This window comes from Vibrio sp. 1CM23M, from assembly GCF_023161755.1.
In the GTDB taxonomy this organism is placed as follows: domain Bacteria; phylum Pseudomonadota; class Gammaproteobacteria; order Enterobacterales; family Vibrionaceae; genus Vibrio; species Vibrio coralliirubri.
Genome location: NZ_JALNTR010000002.1, coordinates 1,128,149 through 1,146,126 on the forward strand (window position 1 = coordinate 1,128,149; position 17,978 = coordinate 1,146,126).

13 protein-coding genes are annotated in these 17,978 nt (G+C 45.4%); 4 read left to right on the forward strand and 9 right to left on the reverse strand.

The annotated features are described in order from the left end of the window. Positions 1–177: 177 nt before the first annotated feature. The 6 genes from MSG35_RS10355 to prmB form a co-directional block, all read right to left on the reverse strand. Positions 178–1,425 carry an ABC transporter substrate-binding protein gene (locus tag MSG35_RS10355; protein ID WP_048664276.1) on the reverse strand — a complete coding sequence of 416 codons (1,248 nt, stop codon included), beginning with the start codon at positions 1,423–1,425 and terminating at the stop codon, positions 178–180. 111 nt (positions 1,426–1,536) lie between these two features. Further along, positions 1,537–2,982 carry an ATP-binding protein gene (locus MSG35_RS10360; protein WP_248383847.1) on the reverse strand — a complete coding sequence of 482 codons (1,446 nt, stop codon included), beginning with the start codon at positions 2,980–2,982 and terminating at the stop codon, positions 1,537–1,539. Between the two features lie 58 nt (positions 2,983–3,040). Continuing rightward, positions 3,041–3,769: a response regulator transcription factor gene (locus MSG35_RS10365; protein ID WP_048607871.1), complete on the reverse strand. Its 729-nt coding sequence runs from the start codon at positions 3,767–3,769 to the stop codon at positions 3,041–3,043. Between the two features lie 227 nt (positions 3,770–3,996). Then, positions 3,997–5,454, reverse strand: a complete 1,458-nt coding sequence (locus tag MSG35_RS10370) for a protein adenylyltransferase SelO (protein ID WP_248383848.1) — start codon at positions 5,452–5,454, stop codon at positions 3,997–3,999. A gap of 535 nt (positions 5,455–5,989) precedes the next feature. Further along, positions 5,990–6,631, reverse strand: coding sequence for a LysE family translocator (locus MSG35_RS10375; RefSeq protein ID WP_248383849.1), 642 nt, complete (start codon positions 6,629–6,631; stop codon positions 5,990–5,992). A gap of 253 nt (positions 6,632–6,884) precedes the next feature. Then, positions 6,885–7,817 (reverse strand): 50S ribosomal protein L3 N(5)-glutamine methyltransferase, encoded by a 933-nt coding sequence (gene prmB, locus MSG35_RS10380; protein WP_017060640.1) that lies wholly within the window; start codon positions 7,815–7,817, stop codon positions 6,885–6,887. 62 nt (positions 7,818–7,879) lie between these two features. Here prmB and smrB point away from each other — a divergent pair, with 62 nt between their 5' ends. Continuing rightward, entirely contained in the window at positions 7,880–8,410 is a 531-nt protein-coding gene (gene smrB / locus MSG35_RS10385; RefSeq protein ID WP_017064096.1) for an endonuclease SmrB, read from the forward strand. Between the two features lie 111 nt (positions 8,411–8,521). Here smrB and sixA read toward each other — a convergent pair whose 3' ends face one another. Next, complete coding sequence (sixA, locus tag MSG35_RS10390) at positions 8,522–8,986, reverse strand: phosphohistidine phosphatase SixA (protein WP_017064097.1); 465 nt, start codon at positions 8,984–8,986, stop codon at positions 8,522–8,524. Positions 8,987–9,291: 305 nt separating this feature from the next. On the opposite strand from sixA, the gene MSG35_RS10395 reads away from it, so the two are divergent. Next, complete coding sequence (locus MSG35_RS10395; protein WP_248383850.1) at positions 9,292–12,069, forward strand: insulinase family protein; 2,778 nt, start codon at positions 9,292–9,294, stop codon at positions 12,067–12,069. Positions 12,070–12,537: 468 nt separating this feature from the next. On the opposite strand, the gene fadJ is transcribed toward MSG35_RS10395, so the two are convergent. Together fadJ and fadI are read right to left on the reverse strand one after the other, a co-directional pair. Beyond that, on the reverse strand, positions 12,538–14,754 hold the full coding sequence (fadJ, locus tag MSG35_RS10400) for a fatty acid oxidation complex subunit alpha FadJ (protein ID WP_248383851.1): 2,217 nt from the start codon (positions 14,752–14,754) through the stop codon (positions 12,538–12,540). After that, positions 14,754–16,061 (reverse strand): acetyl-CoA C-acyltransferase FadI, encoded by a 1,308-nt coding sequence (fadI, locus tag MSG35_RS10405; protein WP_048607862.1) that lies wholly within the window; start codon positions 16,059–16,061, stop codon positions 14,754–14,756. Before fadI ends, fadJ begins: the two co-directional genes overlap by 1 nt. Positions 16,062–16,613: 552 nt before the next feature. Here fadI and MSG35_RS10410 point away from each other — a divergent pair. Next, the gene (locus MSG35_RS10410; protein WP_017060646.1) at positions 16,614–17,162 is read left to right on the forward strand and encodes a sigma-70 family RNA polymerase sigma factor; all 549 of its coding nucleotides are present in this window, start codon (positions 16,614–16,616) and stop codon (positions 17,160–17,162) included. After that, a complete protein-coding gene (locus MSG35_RS10415; RefSeq protein WP_248383852.1) occupies positions 17,155–17,883 on the forward strand; it encodes a DUF3379 domain-containing protein in 729 nt (242 codons plus the stop codon). The genes MSG35_RS10410 and MSG35_RS10415 overlap by 8 nt, the downstream gene beginning before the upstream one ends. Positions 17,884–17,978: the final 95 nt, after the last annotated feature.

Below are 17,978 nucleotides of genomic sequence, written 5' to 3' on the forward strand. Positions count from 1 at the left end.
TATCCTTGTTGCACAATCGAGCCAATGGCTTACCTCTCGGCACCACATCAGCATCACGCATATCAGAATTGGGAGTGAAGAGTAGATAGGCTCCCTACGAGCCTACCCACCCTGGGGGTTTGGTAAAGCAACACAACCCGTCACTCACGTGCGTTGTGTGTCGCTTATCAAGTTAGATTAGATAGCCGCTTTCACAGCTTTCGCTAACTTAGCCGCCGCTTCTTTTGGATCGGCATCTTTTTCGTTGAAGAAGTTGGTCACTACGTCATAGATAGCGCCTTGAGCGTAGCTTGTTGTCGCTAGGCCGTGAGCCATACTCGGAACAAGATCGCCAGATTCCGCACTTGCTTTGAAGGTTGCCATTGAATCCAACGCACATTGGTCAAACTTAGACATGTCCATATCTAGACGAACAGGGATAGAACCTTTGTTAAGGTTGAAGACTTCTTGGAAATCTTTGGTAAGAATGGTTTTCGCTAGGTCTTGCTGCGCTTTTTGGTTCTCTTTGTCACTCAGCTCAAAGAACGCAAAGCTATCGATGTTGAAAGTGAATTGGCCATCAGTACCTGGAGCTGGTGCACAGATGTAGTCTTTACCCGGCACTTTGCCTGCCGCAGTAAATTCACCTTTCGCCCAGTCACCCATGATCTGCATTGCCGCTTCGCCATTGATAACCATCGAAGTTGCTACGTTCCAATCACGACCCGGAGAGTTGCTGTCGATGTAATCACGCATCTTTTTGAATTTGGTGAACACTTCCACCATTTTGTCGCCAGATAACACGTCCATATCCAGATCAACGAACGCTTTGTTGTAATCTTCACTGCCTAGTACATCAAGTGCTACAGCTTCGAATACCGTAGCGTCTTGCCAAGGTTGACCACCGTGAGCCAGTGGAATGAAGCCAGCCGCTTTAATCTTGTCTGCGGCAACAAAGAACTCATCTAATGTCGTTGGAACCGTCACTCCTGATTTTTCTAAAACAACAGGGTTCGCCCAAAGCCAGTTAACACGGTGAACGTTGACAGGAACCGCCACATATTCGCCATCCCACTTCATCACTTTAGTGACCACTTCTGGCAGTAGCTCATCCCATTGTTCTTGTTTCGCCGTTGCATCGAGAGACGTTAGAAAACCTAAACCACCCCACTCTTGAATATCATGACCTTTGATCTGCGCGGCAGATGGAGGATTGCCCGACACTGCTCGAGTTTTCAAAACAGTCATCGCACTTTCACCGCCGCCACCAGCAACAGCAAAATCTTTCCAAGTATGGCCTTGTTCTTCAATCATCTCTTTCAGTACCGCTGCAGATTTCGCCTCGCCACCGGCAGTCCACCAGTGAAGCACTTCCACTTCACCAGCTTGAGAAAATGTTGAGGCAGCAAGAAGAGATAGAGTAAGTAGGGTTTTATTGATTTTCATTATTATCTTCCATGTTTTAGCGGACTCGACGTCCGGTTCAATAAAGAGTCTACTTATTTTGATTTTTAGGATTGAAACAAAAGGTAAGCCCTATGTAACATAATTGTTACATTACACTTCTAGGCCTGTTGGGATATAGACTTTGGCTTCTAAGCCGCCTTGAGAGGAGTTGCGAATAATGAGATCTCCGCCGTGTCCATGCAGGATATTTCGGCAGATCCCGAGGCCAAGACCGTGTCCTTGATCATCCGTTGCTAACCTAAAGTAAGGTTCAAAAACTAACTCTAGCTTGTCTTCTGGAATGCCATTGCCACGGTCTTTAATGGTCACGACTACCCAAAGCTCATCACCGCTGATTTCTACCACAGCTGAGGAACCATACTTAACCGCGTTGTCGATTAAGTTGGTCAGTACACGCTTTATCGCCAGTGGCTTCGCGACCAATGGCTCAATGACGACCGGCTCGAACTCAACCTTCGTTTGGTACTGGTTATGAGATTCAATCACAGCAAGCACCATTTCATTGAGGTCAATAATGGCATTGTTCTCGTGTAAGTCAGTATCTCTTACGGCCTGAAGAGCACCTTTAACCATCATCTCAAGCTCATCGAGATCTTTGTTGAATTTGTCTTTCTTTACTTCACTCTCCAACAGCTCTGTACGCAATCTAAGCCGTGTTATTGGTGTCTTTAAGTCATGGGAGATTGCCGAGAAAAGGTGCTCACGGTCGGCAACATAGCGACGAATTCGTTGCTGCATGCGATTGAAGGCTCGGGTCGCCGTCACCAGCTCCGTTGCCCCTTCTTCATTAAGTGGTGGCTGCTGAATATCCATACTCATCTCATTGGCCGCTCTTGCTAATTTTTTAAGAGGGCGTACTTGCCGACGAATCATCAAGTAAGTCAAAACCAAAAGAATGAGGGTCGAGGAAACTAAGAAGATCACCTGTTCTCTGCCGAGAATCGTATCGTCGAGTTTGACGTAAGGCGCCGGTAACAACGCGGCGATATACACCCATTCATGACTGGCTAATTCTATCTGAACAACCAAAATCGGCGGATTAAGAGGCTCTAAGGTTAATGTGTGATGTGCCCACGATCGTGGGAGATCGCTCAAGTAGATGTCATTTTTAAGCAAACGAAGATGTTCAGGGCGAGAGAAATCAACCCGCACTGATTCGACTTTATTGAGCTTGCTACTCAAAACACTTTCTATTGCTTCAATTGAGGCGGTTTTTAAGCGGGTATCGGTAATCGGTTCAACGATCAAAGCCTCTTTATTGAAAGAAACGAAGAAGCGCGTACCGCCCATATTGCGGATCTGATCTAACACGATATGACGATATTTAACGGGCAGAGATTGGAAGAAAGTCACCGTTGAGGCAAACATGTTCGCCATGCTTGAAGAGGCAGAACGAATCCCCTCCAGTTCTTTGTGTTTGGATTCGCTATACCAAATAGACGTTGCGATACCTTGAGCAATCACGACCGCTAGCAAGGTTAACAACAAGGTTCTTGCGACCAAGGAGTTTGGCTTTAACCGACTCAACCAGTTCATACGAGATAATTCATCCGGAATACTTCATTGGAAATACTTGATTAACAGTAAGCCATGCTTAGTGTTCATACTGAACAGGCACAGCAAGAATATAACCGTTGCCGCGCATGGTTTTGATGTAATGAGGATATTTACCACTGTCGCCCAGTCGGCTTCTCAGGCGACTAAGCTGCACATCAATGCCACGTTCAAAAGGCAACGCTTCACGGCCTCTGGTAGCGAAAGAGATGGTGTCACGGTCGAGAACTTCGTTAGGACGAGTTAAGAACAACATCAACAGAGAAAAATCACTGCCCGACAAATCCATCTCTTCCGAGTGTTCATTGTGGGAAATTCGATGCGCTAACGTATCAAGCGTCCAATCACCAAAAATAATCTGCTTTGGCAATGCATCACTTGGCTTGTCATCCACCACTTGAACGCGGCGTAATAACGCTTTGATACGAGCCATTAACTGACGAGGGCTAAACGGCTTGGCAATGTAATCATCAGCACCAATTTCTAAGCCGATAATCTGGTCGGTTTCATCCGATACGGCAGTCAGCATGATGATAGGCACATTCGATTGCTTACGGACGCGTTGACACAAGGTAAAACCGTCGTCACCGGGTAGCATCACATCAAGCAGAATCAGATCTGGATAACCTTGGTTTTGCAGATGAGCTTCTAGTTCAACACCATCTCCCACAGAAGAGACATCGAAACCCGATTTTGTGAGGTACTCTTCCAGCAGCTCGCGGATTTCTTGATCATCATCCACCACGAGAATTCGAGTATTTGTTGGCATCGCCCAAACCTATTAAATTTACAACTTATTCACATAGTGTATAGGCTGGCCGATTGTTTGATTATTGACATGTTTGTAAAGTTAGAAGAACAAACAGATAAAGATCACAACTTAGTGACCTCTATCTGAATCTTTAAGGCTTAATCCGCTGATAGTTAGTTATCACGCACAATTGATTATCACGTACAGTTGGCTATCAAGAGCAGTCGATTGTCATGCGTAGCTGATTATGACGAGCAGCTGATCTCCATGGCTTTACCCCACTCAGGAGGTAGAGCCGCTAGGTGTTCATAATCCGGGTGTTCCGCGTAAGGGTCTGCCAGTACCACCATCAAAGCGTCAATATCGCTGCTATCACCGCGCTCTGCTTTGTCGATGGCTAGCTGAGCTAGGTAATTTCTGAGGATGTACTTCGGATTTACCTGTCTCATCTTTTCACAGCGCTCTGCCACTGAAATCTCTTCTAATTCGCAGCGTTGTAAGTAGTTATCTACCCACAGTTTTGCTGCATCTCGGTCGATAACCAAATCAATCACGTCTTGCGGCTGCAAGGTATCCAAGTTCGACAACGTTCTTAAGTACCTTGGGTAGTCGACTTTATTTTGTGACATCAGCTCGAACATAGATTCAAACAAACGACTGTCGCCTTCATGTTTCGAAAGCAGCCCCAATTTACGACGCATCATCTGACTAAAATAACCGTTCATTTGCGGTTCGTACTGCTCTAAAGCCGCCTCTAAGTCGGCCTTATCCACCAGCGGAGAAAGTGAGTGAGCCAGTGCCGACAGGTTCCATAAACCTATTCTCGGTTGCTGGTTAAATGCGTAACGACCTTGGTAGTCTGAGTGATTACAGATCAAGCGAGGGTCATATTCATCAAGAAAGGCGAATGGACCGTAATCGAAAGTTTGCCCGATGATCGACATGTTATCGGTGTTCATCACGCCATGAGCAAAACCATTCGCTTGCCACAACGCGACCATTTCCGCAGTGCGATCGACAATCTCATTAAACATGGCAGCGTAGGGCTTCTCTTGATCAAGGCATTCCGGGAAGTGCCATTCGATGACTTTATCAGCCAGTAATTTATGTTCTGCCAACTGATTGGTGTAAAACAGATGTTCAAAGTGCCCAAATCGAATGTGGGATTCTGCAGCACGCACCAGTAATGCTCCCCACTCTTGCTTCTCACGATAAACTGGCGTGTCACTGGTCATCATGGCTAATGCACGAGTGGTTGGGATATTGAGCCCCGCCATCGCTTCGCTACACAAATACTCACGAACCGTTGATCGAATAACAGCGCGTCCATCACCCATACGAGAATAAGGCGTTTTACCTGCACCTTTGAGGTGTAAATCGAACGTTTCGCCACTTTTCGCGACAACTTGAGCTAATAACAGCCCTCTTCCATCACCTAGATCCGGATTATAAGAACCAAACTGGTGGCCTGCGTACTTCATTGCTACAGGCGAAAACTGCTCAGGTTCAACATTGCCAGATAACGTTTCAAGCAATTCCTCTGAAGCATCATCAAATGGAGGAAAGCCGAGTTCATCCGCAAGCTTATGGTTCCATGCGAGCCATTGGACATTGCTGAGCGGTGTAGGTTGAATTGGGGTATAGAACAGTCGAGGTAATGCAGTAAATCGATTGTTAAATGAAATAGAATCCCAGACAGACATGAGAGATACACTGTAGATAAAAGATAACTTAAGATTATCACAGTTTTGTAACAACTTCAGAAGTGCGATGGCGCTTGTTTATAGAGGTAAGGTGATAAACCATTCCACAGGAAGAAAGTGGTGACTAGGAGTAAATTACTGGGGGATGCTTGCTAGAAGAAGATGACTAAGAAAAAGTTAAGTGGCTAGCCTGATGAGAAAAGCCACATTTATAAGAGAAAGAGTTCTGACTTTGAAGACTTTTTAACAAGTGATTCCATAATAAAAACTAAAACTATAGAGCCATGAAGTTGACTACATTAGAGCAAGAATACCCACTAGAGAAAGGGTAGAGAAAATCCAAGTACGACTGATTACGCCAAAGTTACTGTGTTGAATCATTTCTTGATGCTGCATATGTCTCTCCTTGAGAACGTGATGGTGTAACTACAATATATCGGCTTTTCGCCAAATGCAGCAAGCACATTAATGTTAACCTTTTATGACAGCATCAAGAATATTCTGTAATCATTCACCTCTCTGATAAAACAGAAAGTTATGCTCGACTGGTCGTCGAAAGCAGTGCACCAGCTCCAATAAAGACACCTCCAGTGACACGATTAAAGACCTTGGCTCGACCTTTCGCAAACAACCAATTTGACGACTTCGCGCCCAAGTAGGCATACACCAGTAACCAAGACAATTCCATCACTGCGAAGGTCAAAGCAAACACGGTAAACTGTGGTAATAGCGCAATTGAGGGATCAATAAACTGTGGGAAAAGTGCGGTAAAAAACAGGATAGCTTTGGGGTTGCTCGCGCCAACAATAAAGCCACTTAGGTAATGCTGCGCAGCACTTTCTTTGACAGTTCGAGAGCCGCCTTGTTGATCCGGTAACTTGTCATAATCTTGTTGGCTAGAGCGCAGTGATTTCCAGCCGAGGAAGATTAGATAAGCCGCACCAGTCCATTTTATGACATTAAATACCACTTCAGACGAAGCAATAATTACCCCTAGTCCGGTAAACGATAAGGTTAGAATGCCAGTAATCGCAGTTAAGCTCCCCAAGGCGGTAAATATCGATAATTTAAAGCCAGATTGCACACCTTTGGTCATGCACAATAAAGAACTTGGGCCTGGTGATGCCGTTAAGATCAGCACCGCTAGTAAATAATAAATCCATGTATCAAAGCTCATCGTGAATTCTCCTTAACTCACTAAAACGACTAAATATTAAACACCAATATGTAATAAGCCCTCATATTAATCAACTAAATATTGCGCTGAACTTCTTCGATATAAATGCAAACATCTTTAATCTAGGCAATAAAAAACGCCATGCATTGCTGCATGGCGTTTAAATAAAAACGTTTCAAATCGAACGTCTTACTAGATGTCAGGTTCTAAGCTTACAGCCCTAAGATAGGGGCACTAACCTAATAATTGAAACCTAGTCTTTGTAGATAGAGAACTCATCAGCGCAAGCAACAAGCTGCTCACGAGTGATCATGAATACGCCATGACCACCGTTAGAGAATTCAATCCAAGTGAATGGAATCTCTGGGTACTGATCCATCATATGAACCATTGAGTTGCCTACTTCACAGATAAGAATACCGTCGTCAGTTAGGTAGTCTGGTGCATTAGCTAAGATGCGACGAACCAATTTCAGACCGTCGGTACCCGCTGCTAGGCCAAGTTCTGGCTCGTGAGTAAACTCATCTGGTAGGCTGTTCATATCTTCTTCGTCCACGTAAGGTGGGTTAGATACGATCAGGTTGTATTTCTCTTTTGGCAAATCACGGAAAAGATCTGAACGGATTGGGAACACTTGCTGCTCCATGCCGTGATCTTGAACGTTCTGCTCTGCAACTTGCAATGCGTCTGTAGAGATATCAATCGCATCTACTTCAGCGTCAGGGAATGCGTGAGCACAAGCAATAGCGATACAACCACTACCCGTACACATATCCATGATGCGAGTTGGCTCTTCAGTTAACCAAGGTTGGAATTGAGCTTCGATCAGCTCACCAATTGGCGAACGAGGCACAAGAACACGTTCATCAACGAAGAACTCAAGACCACAGAACCAAGCTTTGTTGGTTAGGTAAGCCGTTGGTGTACGATCATTAATACGCTTGATTACGCGCTCAACAATACGTAGACGTTCGCTGCTCGTTAGACGAGAGTTCATCACATGCGAAGGAACATCAATCGGCAGATAAAGAGTAGGTAAGATAAGTTGTACTGCCTCATCCCACGCGTTATCAGTGCCGTGACCATAAAATAGGCCAGCTGCGTTAAAGCGGCTAACAGTCCAACGAATCACATCTTGAAGCGTGTGTAGTTCTGATACCGCTTCTTCTACAAAAATCTTATCCAAAATTGTCTCCGAAAAGCGCTACAATACTGCTAATTACGTTTCTAATTAGAATTCATAACCTGATGAGCAAAAAAGACACCGACTTCGATGACGATTTCGCCCTGTTCAACGATGCAGTAAAGGGCGTTAAAAAGTTGCAACAGGATACCATAGTCCAGCAGCCAAAAAGAAATGCCAAGCAAAAAGAAATTACTCGAACGGCAAGACAAGCCAGTGATAGCGAGTTTTATTTCTCGGATGAGTTCATTCCGCATCTTAGCGAAGACGGTCCGACACGTTATGCGCGTGATGATGTCTCTAAATATGAGGTCAAGCGCCTACGTCGTGGTGTCTACGTGCCTGACGTGTATCTCGATATGCATGGTATGACTCAACAAGAAGCCAAACGTGAACTGGGCGCGATGATTGCGCACTGCGTAAAAGAGAGCGTGGCGTGTGCCTGTGTTCAACACGGTATCGGTAAACACATCCTTAAACAGAAGGTGCCTTTGTGGTTAGCACAGCACCCAGATGTGATGGCCTTCCACCAAGCGCCGTTAGAGTTTGGCGGCAATGGCGCGCTGTTAGTCTTGCTTTCGGTTCCTGAGAAATAATTCTGGTTAACGAATTCTCTCTCACCAAAAAACAACAAAGGGCATCCCAATCATATTGAGATGCCCTTTCTATTTGTCTTCAACTTCGTCACCCGACAGAGTTCAACGAGCTTATGGATTGATGTTCCAAAGCAACTCACCTTTTTGTGTCTCAAGGTTGAAGTCGATACACGCTAAGCCCGAAGTGGGAAACATCGGCGGCGCCATGCCTGTTGCAAACTCTGCCGTTAGGTAGCCTACTAGAGGTAAATGAGAAACAAATAAAATGGTCTCTAGTTTTTCTACTTCAGCCATTGCTAAGGTCAAATCAAACACATCGTCGGACATTCCATAAGGCGTAATATCATCACAGGTTTCTACTTTCTTTCCAGAAAACGCCTGAGAGATCTCTAACCACGTTTCTTGTGCCCTTAAATATGGGCTCACCAGCACTTTATCGAATTGACTAATCCCCTGCTCATTTGCAGCTTGTGCCACGGCAAGAGAAGCCATTTTCCCGCGCTTGGTCAACGCTCGTTCTGCATCCGAGTTGGCAAAATGTTCTGCTTCACCGTGGCGCATAATGAATATTTTCATGTTCAATCCTGTCTTCGTAACATGTCGAAAGTCGATATATCCCATATATCAGCGAAACGCTACTTAGGTTTGGCTCTCAATCCAGAGAAGCCGCAGTCAATATAAATAATTATATCAAGTCACTTGCCAAAGAGTTCGACTTTCTTAACAATCTTGTTAAAAGAAAATAAATTACTGATAAAAATCGATAAAAGTGATTTAGAAATCGCCAAAAAGCACTTCATATCCCAAAATATGATCACAAGGTTTGCACGCCGAATCATCGGGTACATAATTTAAAAACCACCTTCTCTGGAGATGCTCCTGTGCACTTAAGCCCAAATGATGAACATCAATACCGCTACATAACCTTAAATAACGGGTTACGTGTACTGTTAGTTCAGGACCAAAATGCTCAAAAAGCAGCAGCCGCATTAGCCGTCAATGTGGGGCATTTTGATGACCCTACAGACCGAGAAGGTTTAGCTCACTACTTAGAGCATATGCTATTTTTAGGAACTGAAAAGTATCCAAAGGTCGGAGAGTTCCAAAGTTTTATCAGCCAGCATGGCGGCAGCAACAATGCTTGGACAGGAACAGAGCACACCTGCTTCTTTTTTGATGTTGAATTGAATGCCTTTGAAAACGCACTCGATCGCTTCAGCCAATTTTTTACCGCTCCCCTGTTCAACGAAGAAGCGTTAGACAAAGAACGCCAAGCCGTTGATTCCGAATACAAGATGAAACTCAACGACGACTCACGACGCTTGTACCAAGTTACCAAAGAGCTGGTGAATCACAATCACCCATTCTCGAAGTTTTCTGTCGGTAATATAGATACGTTGGGTGACAGAAACGGCGAGACGATTCGACAAGAGATCTTGGCTTTCCACCAGCAACAATACTCTGCTGACTTAATGTCGCTGACACTGTCTGGCAATCAATCATTAGATGAGATGCAAAGTTGGGTTGAAGATCGCTTTAGCTCGATCACCAATCACAATCTACAAGGCAAGAAGGTTGAAGTACCGATTGTCGGCGAGTTAAGCACAGGCGTACAAGTCCGCGTTGAACCAATTAAAGAAGTACGCAAACTTATCTTAACCTTCCCAATGCCAAGCATGGACGAACACTACGGCGTTAAGCCATTGTCGTTCTTTGCCCACCTTTTAGGTTACGAAGGTGAAGGCAGTTTGATGATGCAACTCAAAGAGAAAGGTTGGATAACATCCCTCTCTGCAGGCGGTGGCGCGAGCGGCAGTAACTACCGTGATTTCACCGTGAGTTGCTCGTTGACTATTGAAGGTTTAACCAAAACCGATAACATCATCCAAGCGATATTTCAGTACATCAAGTTAGTCGAGCAACAAGGCATCGAGGAGTGGCGCTACCTAGAAAAACGCGCCGTTCTTGAGTCTGCTTTCCGCTTTCAAGAGCCATCAAGGCCGCTAGATGTCGTCAGCCATCTCGTCATCAACATGCAGCACTACCAAGAGCAAGATGTGGTGTATGGCGATTACAAAATGTCGCATTTCGATGACGAGTTACAGCGTTCTTTGCTACCTTACTTAACCGTCGACAACATGCGTGCGACCATTGTTGCTCAGGGATTCGAGTATGACAGGGAAGCGAAGTGGTACTTTACTCCCTACTCGGTCACACCTTTTAGCGCTGAACAAGTTCAATGCTTTACGTGCATTAACCCCGGTTGGCAGTTTGAACTCCCAAGCAAAAACCCGTTTATTTGCTACGATCTAGACCCGACTGAACTGGAAGGTGACGCTAAGTTTCCACAACTGTTAGAAGAGCTCGACGGCTTTAAGCTGTGGCACCTGCAAGACCATCAATTTCGAGTTCCTAAAGGTGTGGTGTATGTCGCTATCGATAGCCCGCACTCAGTTGCTAGCCCAAGAAATATCGTTAAAACACGCTTGTGCGTAGAGATGTTCTTAGACTCACTCGAAAAAGATACGTATCAGGCTGAAATCGCCGGAATGGGTTACAACATGTATACCCATCAGGGCGGCGTTACACTCACACTTTCTGGATTCAGTGAGAAGCAACCACAATTGCTTAATATGATCCTTGAACGCTTTCAAGCACGCGACTTTAGTCCAACACGCTTCGAAACGATTAAGCATCAATTGCTAAGAAACTGGAATAATGCGTCGCAAGACCGCCCTATTTCGCAGCTGTTTAATGCGATGACAGGGATACTTCAGCCAAATAACCCGCCCTATTCTGTATTAATTGAAGCGCTGGAAACGATAGAGGTCGATGAACTCTCTTCTTTTGTTCAAGCAATCTTGGCTGAACTGCACGTAGAAATGTTTGTGTATGGCGACTGGAAAAAAGCCGACGCACATAAAATGGCGGAAACGCTAAAAGATGCCCTACGTGTTCAAGACCAAGCCTACGAAGAGTCATTGCGCCCGCTCATCATGCTGGGTGAAAACGGCAGCTTCCAGCGTGAAGTGGTGTGTAACCAAGATGATTCGGCAATCGTGGTTTATTACCAGTGCGCTGATATTTCTCCTAAAAACATTGCGCTGTATTCATTGGCGAACCATTTGATGTCAGCCACCTTCTTCCATGAGATCCGTACCAAGCAGCAGCTAGGTTACATGGTCGGCACAGGTAATATGCCACTCAACCGACACCCAGGTATTGTGTTGTATGTACAATCACCGAATGCTGCTCCAGCAGACTTATTAGCCTCGATAGACGAGTTCCTCAATGCCTTTTATATGGTGTTGTTAGAGCTTAACGACTACCAATGGCACAGCAGTAAACGCGGTCTCTGGAATCAGATTTCGACACCAGATACGACTTTGCGAGGACGTGCTCAACGCTTATGGGTTGCGATAGGCAATAAGGACTTGGAATTCAATCAGAGAGAGCGTGTGTTGGAAGATCTTAAAGGGTTAACTCGCTCAGACATGATGCGTTTTGTGGTTAGCCAGCTAAAACCACGCACGGCAAATCGCCTGATTATGCATGCTCACGGTAATGCTCATAATGAGGAAGAGAAGCTGTCAGCAGGTGTTGAAATTGGCTCTATTGACGAGTTTCAGCTACGCCCGAAAGATACTGAGCTTGGCTGATAAAGCTTGAATGAAAACCATAAGGTTGATGTGAAAGCATCAACCTTTTTTATTGAATGCAGCACAAAAGCAGATCTCCTATTACGCTCCTTCGTCGCTTTAGGAGATGACAGTAGTTTCGATTGAGATGTGTGTGACCACCTTTCTTATCAATTCAATAGCGTACTTTTTATCTCTCGATCGTCATTCCCGAAAAGGAAGAACGACCGAATCGGGAATCTCCCACACCAAGCCAACGCTACCAGACAGAACACATCCCTCTCCTTGTCATTCCCCAGAAGGAAGAATGACTGAGTCGGAAATCTCCCACACCAAGCCAAGACGGCCAGACAGAACACATCACTTCCCCGTCATTCCCGAGAAGGAGGAACGACTGAGTCGGGAATCTCACTCCTTTAGCATATCTCCATAAAAATAAAGCCCGCATCAATCGCTTGATACGGGCTTCTTAATCAATGAATTAGAGAGTTACTTGTAGAAAGACTCACCCAAACCAGCGCGTGTCAGTAGGCCATCACATGGCGCAAAACGGTCACCGTATTTCTTAGCGAAATCGTTCATCATCTCAACCAGTGACTTAATGCCGATTTGATCCATATAACGGAACGGACCACCTAGGAATGGCGGGAAACCGATACCGAAAATCGCACCGATATCACCATCACGAGGGCTGCGGATAATGCCGTCGTCTAGACAACGAACCGCTTCGTTTAGCATAGGTAACACACAGCGCATCGCGATATCGTTATCGCTCAACTTAGGATCTGGTTGAAGCTTAAGCAGCTTGTAAACTGACTTATCGACTTCCTTCTTCTTGCCTTTGTAAGTGTAGAAACCTTTACCGCTCTTACGGCCTTTACGGTTGTCATTCAAAAGAATGTCGAACACATCAGGGCCTTGGAAGCGATCGCCTAACTCATTCACTAAAATAGGAATGATCTTCGCACCGATATCAACACCCACCTCATCTAGTAATGTGATAGGGCCAACCGGGAAACCGAAGTCCAGTAACGTGCTGTCGAGCTTTTCAATCGGTTCGTTCGCTAGTAGCAAGTGCGCTGCTTCATTCATGTACGGAGCAAGAATACGGTTCACGTAGAAGCCAGCGGTGTCTTTGACAACAATCGGCGTTTTGCCTTGCTTCTTCGCTAATGCTACAACCGTCGAGATCGTCTCTTCTGACGTAGTTTCATGAGGGATAACTTCTACTAGCGGCATTTTTTCGGCAGGGCTGAAGTAGTGAAGACCGACAACGTTTTCTGGTCGCTGCGCCTTCTCTGCAATCTTATGGATCGGCAATGAAGACGTATTTGTCGCGAAAATAGTCTCTGGCTTGGCATTGGCTTCGATATCCGCAACCATTGACTGCTTAAGGTCTAGGTCTTCAAATACCGCTTCAATCACCACATCGGTGTGGTTGAAACTCGTAAAGTCGATACCACCAGATAGCTGAAGCATCTTACTTTCGAGGCCCGCTCTGCTCAGAATGCGACGCTTACGCTGCTTATCGAACAACTTGAAGTTGTAGTTAAGCGCGTTCAGCACACCTTCATTTGATACGTCTTTAATACGCACAGGTACTTTCGCCTTAGCAACGCTGACATGACTGATACCTGCGCCCATAAGACCGCCGCCAAGCACACCAACACGCTTAACCGCTTTTGGTTCTGCGTCTGCGCCGTGCTCTTTTTTCATTTCAGTGGTGGCAAAGAAAATCGAACGCAGGGCTTTAGATTCTGAAGTCATAACCAGTTCAGAGAAACGCTTGGCTTCATACTGAAGACCTTTATCAAAGCCGTTCTCAAGGCCATAACGAATCACGTCTAGAATCGCATCTGCTGCTGGGTAATTGCCACGTGTTTTCTGATTGGTCTTCTTAGAAGCTTGTTCAAAAATCACTTTACGACCAAGACCGTTACGTGAAATCAGTTTTTCTTTGGTCGACGCTTGGCTTTTCGATGCTAGACGCTTACCTTTTTTACTGCCCGTATTCTTTTCAACAAAGCTCTTAGCGACTTCAAGCAGGATAGTTTCAGGCACACAAGCATCCACGACACCGAGCGATTTCGCTTTCTTAGCGCGCAGTTGCTTGCCCGTTAGGATTAGGTCGAGAGATGGCAGCAAACCGATAAGGCGAGGTAGACGCTGTGTACCGCCAGAACCCGGCAATAAGCCTAGTTGTACTTCTGGCAGACCAAGACGCGTCTTATCTGAATCAGTACATACACGGTAATCACACGCCAGTGCGAGCTCTAAACCACCACCTAAACATGGGCCGTGAATCGCTGCGACTACTGGGTACGGCAGTTCAGACAGAGTTTGGAACATCTCCTGCCCTTGGCGAGCCAGAGATTGTGCTTCGTCAGCCGTTTTACACGCATCAAGCATTCTTACATCAGCACCAGCGATAAAGTTATCTGGCTTAAGAGAATGAACGATTAGGCCCTTAACTCGGCTCTGCTTTTCTTTGAGTTGCTCGAAAATGGCTTTCATTTCTTCAGCAAAAGCCGCTTGCAGCGTGTTCATTTTCTCGTTTGGCACATCAATCGCTAACCAAGCAATATCTTGCTCGTCGATATTAAGAGTAAATGCTGTCGCTTTCTCTTTGGTTGATTCAGTCGCCGACGTTGAATCTGGTTGGGCGACTGTTTCTTTTTCTGTTGTTGCATCAAGAGTTGTAGACATTATTCTACCTCCAAGATCATTGCTGCACCTAAACCACCAGCCGCACAAGCTGTGTTTAGTGCCAAGCCGCCACCGCGACGTTTCAGTTCACGTAATGTTTGAGTCATCATGCGCGCGCCAGTCGCAGCAAATGGGTGTCCGTAAGCAATCGAGCTACCCAGCACGTTGAACTTCTCCATATCAATCTCACCGATCGCTTTATCACGGCCAAGATTCTTCTGTGCAAACTCATCGCTCGCAAACATTTTAACGTTAGCCAAAACTTGGGCAGCGAATGCTTCGTGCATCTCGATCAGTGTTAGGTCTGACAGCTCTAAACCGGTGTTCTTCAATACTTGTGAGGTCGCGTAAGTCGGGCCCATCAACATATCTGTTTCAACACCAATCGCTGAGAACGCATAACCACGAATATAACCAAGCACTTCTAAGCCTAGTTCTTTCGCTTTACCTTCGCGCATCAACATCACTGCAGCGCCGCCATCAGTAAGCGGCGTAGCATTGGCTGCCGTTACACTGCCGTACTTTCTATCAAAAGCAGGACGCAGCTTAGCGTAACCTTCAACCGTTGAGTCGTGGCGAATGTTGTTGTCTTCCGCTAGGTACTTTTTGTAAGGCGCCGGGAATGCCGTCATCACTTCGTCTTTAATCTTGCCTTCTTTCCATGCTTGAGAAGCCAAAGAGTGAGAACGGTGAGCAAGTGCATCTTGAGCTTCGCGAGTAATACCATGTGTCTTCGCCATCTGCTCAGCCGTTTGCCCCATGGATAAACCGGTCGAGTATTCAGCAACTGCAGGTGGTACTGGCATCAAATCTTTTACGGAAAGTGTTTTAAGAATTTTCAGCTTTTGACCCATAGTTTTCGTTTTACTCAGCGCTAATAGATTTGCCGCTAACTTTTTCGAAACACCGATAGGTAATACAGAAGAAGAGTCCGCACCGCCCGCAATACCGACATCAATCGTGCCAGCCATAATGCTTTCGGTCACGTTAACTGCCGCTTGGAAGCTGGTCGCACATGCTCGTGTGACACTGTAGGCATCAGTATTGATGTCCATGCCTGTGCCCAACACGATTTCACGCGCAATGTTCGGCGCTTCTGGCATTTGCACGACTTGGCCGAACACAACTTGTTCGATAAGCGCAGGATCAACATCCGTTCTTGCAAGCATTTCGCTCACAACCATTTTGCCTAGGTCAACCGCAGGCACTTGGCTAAATTCTGTGCTCTGACGAGCAAATGGGGTTCGTAATCCAGCGACAACGGCAACGCGTTCTCCAGAACGCGTTTTGACTTCCTGTTTGCCCATGGTTTCTCCTTAAAGTTAAGAGGTCTGACCTGAAGCATTGTAAAGAAGTTGTTAATTAAATCAAACGAGCGTTTAAATAAACGTGATACGAGTATCTCACTGTTTGAAAATATAACTGCACATTCAGGCGAACCTTTTTGGGGGAAAGGTTGTCGTAAGAGACTAAACTATTGTAAGCCAAGACTGTTATCGCAATGTAGAGAATGGTTTTCTTGAGGCAAAAAAAAACCACACAAAGCTGTGTGGTCGGAATGTATATAAAGCAATTAACTTAGCGCCAATTGAAATAATCAGTTTCCTGATTAGGAGAAAGTAAAGTCAGCCTTCAAAAGGAAGTGTCGTCTTGCTCAACATGCTAGCCACGAATGACTAACTAGACGACAAGGTGTACTATAACGGGTTCGAGGCCTTAGATTTTGAAGTAGATCAATTTTAATGTGATTTTACGATTTCCTGCCGATCGTTAGCTCTAAAAATATAAAAACGAAGCACAACGTATAGAGGACAGCTATACGCAGAGCAATTATGGAGGCTCGTGTGTCAATAATAAAAATGTTTGGAAAGAAAACAGCCAAGCGTCCGGTCAACTCTGATATGGACAAACAAAGAAAATACGAAGCACTCGTGCGTGCCTATCATCGTGACCTCTTTCGCTACGCCTATTGGTTATGCAAAGACAAAAGCATTGCCGAAGACTTAGTTCAAGAAACTTGCCTTCGTGCATGGAAGTCACTTGATAGCCTTCAAGATGAAAAAGCCGCTAAATCTTGGCTGATTACCATCTTGAGACGCGAGAACGCTCGACGTTTTGAACGCAAACAGTTTGATCTGGTTGATATCGACGATCACGGTAACGATGCTAGTGTCAGTGATGACCCGCATCATCAGCATCAGTGGTTGCAAGCCCAGATCATGAAACTTGAAATTGATTACCGTGAACCTCTCTTCTTGCAAGTGATTGGTGGTTTTAGTGGTGATGAGATTGCCGATATTCTCGATCTCAACAAAAACACGGTGATGACACGTTTATTCAGAGCTCGAAATCAGTTGAAAGAGCTGTTGGATACAGAAGAGGCAGAGAGGGGGCAACATAATGGATGATTTGGAATTTCGTCGTCGTGTATTGTCGGAACCTAAACAACGTACACAAGATATTGTTGATGCGACCGCGAATAGCGAAGCCAATAGTAACTTCTTAGACGATGTACTAGCGCTTGATAAGCAGATCCACTCAGCGATGAATGTGGATGTGCCAGACGATCTTGCTGATCGTATTCTGTTCAATCAGACCTCAAGCGAAGAAAGCAAAGTAGTAAGGCCTACGTTTGCGAGACGAGCAATGGCAATGGCTGCCTCGGTGGCGTTTGTTGCTGGTTTATTAGTTGGCCAAGTGAATTGGGGAAGTGCATTCGTTTCACCTGCGCAAGCTAGTTTAGTTGATACGGCGGTGAAGCATGTTGTTGATGAGAAGAGCTTTGTTAGTAACATCGATGAACAGGTCACATCGCAGCAGATCAATGCAAAAATGAATCCATTTGCTTTTCAGTTTGATGATGCTTTCCCTTACCACGTCTATTACCTAAACCACTGTGGCTTTGGTAAATCTAACGCGGTACATATGGTCTTCCAAGGCGCAAAAGGCAAAGTAACACTGTTTTTAACCGGAATTCCGACAGACAAACCTATCGACTTTGATGAAAAAGGCATGTCCGGCTCGGTAACACCCGTCGATGGCAGCAGCTTAATCCTGGTTGGTGAAAATGGTGAGGATGTTTCCAAAATCGCCGAAAAGCTGACAAAAATGATCAAACCAATGAGCTAATTCGCTCTTAAAGCCCCGTCACAAAAGGCCCAGCAATTATATTACTGATATTGCTGGGCTTTATTTATAAATAAACCGCAAAACCATTCACTCCA

Bases quoted from the DNA above. Each gene is read 5' to 3' on its own strand.
- MSG35_RS10355 (WP_048664276.1), bottom strand. From the start codon at position 1,425: ATGAAAATCAATAAAACCCTACTTACTCTATCTCTTCTTGCTGCCTCA.
- MSG35_RS10360 (WP_248383847.1), bottom strand. From the start codon at position 2,982: ATGAACTGGTTGAGTCGGTTAAAGCCAAACTCCTTGGTCGCAAGAACC.
- MSG35_RS10365 (WP_048607871.1), bottom strand. From the start codon at position 3,769: ATGCCAACAAATACTCGAATTCTCGTGGTGGATGATGATCAAGAAATC.
- MSG35_RS10370 (WP_248383848.1), bottom strand. From the start codon at position 5,454: ATGTCTGTCTGGGATTCTATTTCATTTAACAATCGATTTACTGCATTA.
- MSG35_RS10375 (WP_248383849.1), bottom strand. From the start codon at position 6,631: ATGAGCTTTGATACATGGATTTATTATTTACTAGCGGTGCTGATCTTA.
- smrB (WP_017064096.1), top strand. From the start codon at position 7,880: ATGAGCAAAAAAGACACCGACTTCGATGACGATTTCGCCCTGTTCAAC.
- sixA (WP_017064097.1), bottom strand. From the start codon at position 8,986: ATGAAAATATTCATTATGCGCCACGGTGAAGCAGAACATTTTGCCAAC.
- fadJ (WP_248383851.1), bottom strand. From the start codon at position 14,754: ATGTCTACAACTCTTGATGCAACAACAGAAAAAGAAACAGTCGCCCAA.
- fadI (WP_048607862.1), bottom strand. From the start codon at position 16,061: ATGGGCAAACAGGAAGTCAAAACGCGTTCTGGAGAACGCGTTGCCGTT.
- MSG35_RS10410 (WP_017060646.1), top strand. From the start codon at position 16,614: ATGTTTGGAAAGAAAACAGCCAAGCGTCCGGTCAACTCTGATATGGAC.
- MSG35_RS10415 (WP_248383852.1), top strand. From the start codon at position 17,155: ATGGATGATTTGGAATTTCGTCGTCGTGTATTGTCGGAACCTAAACAA.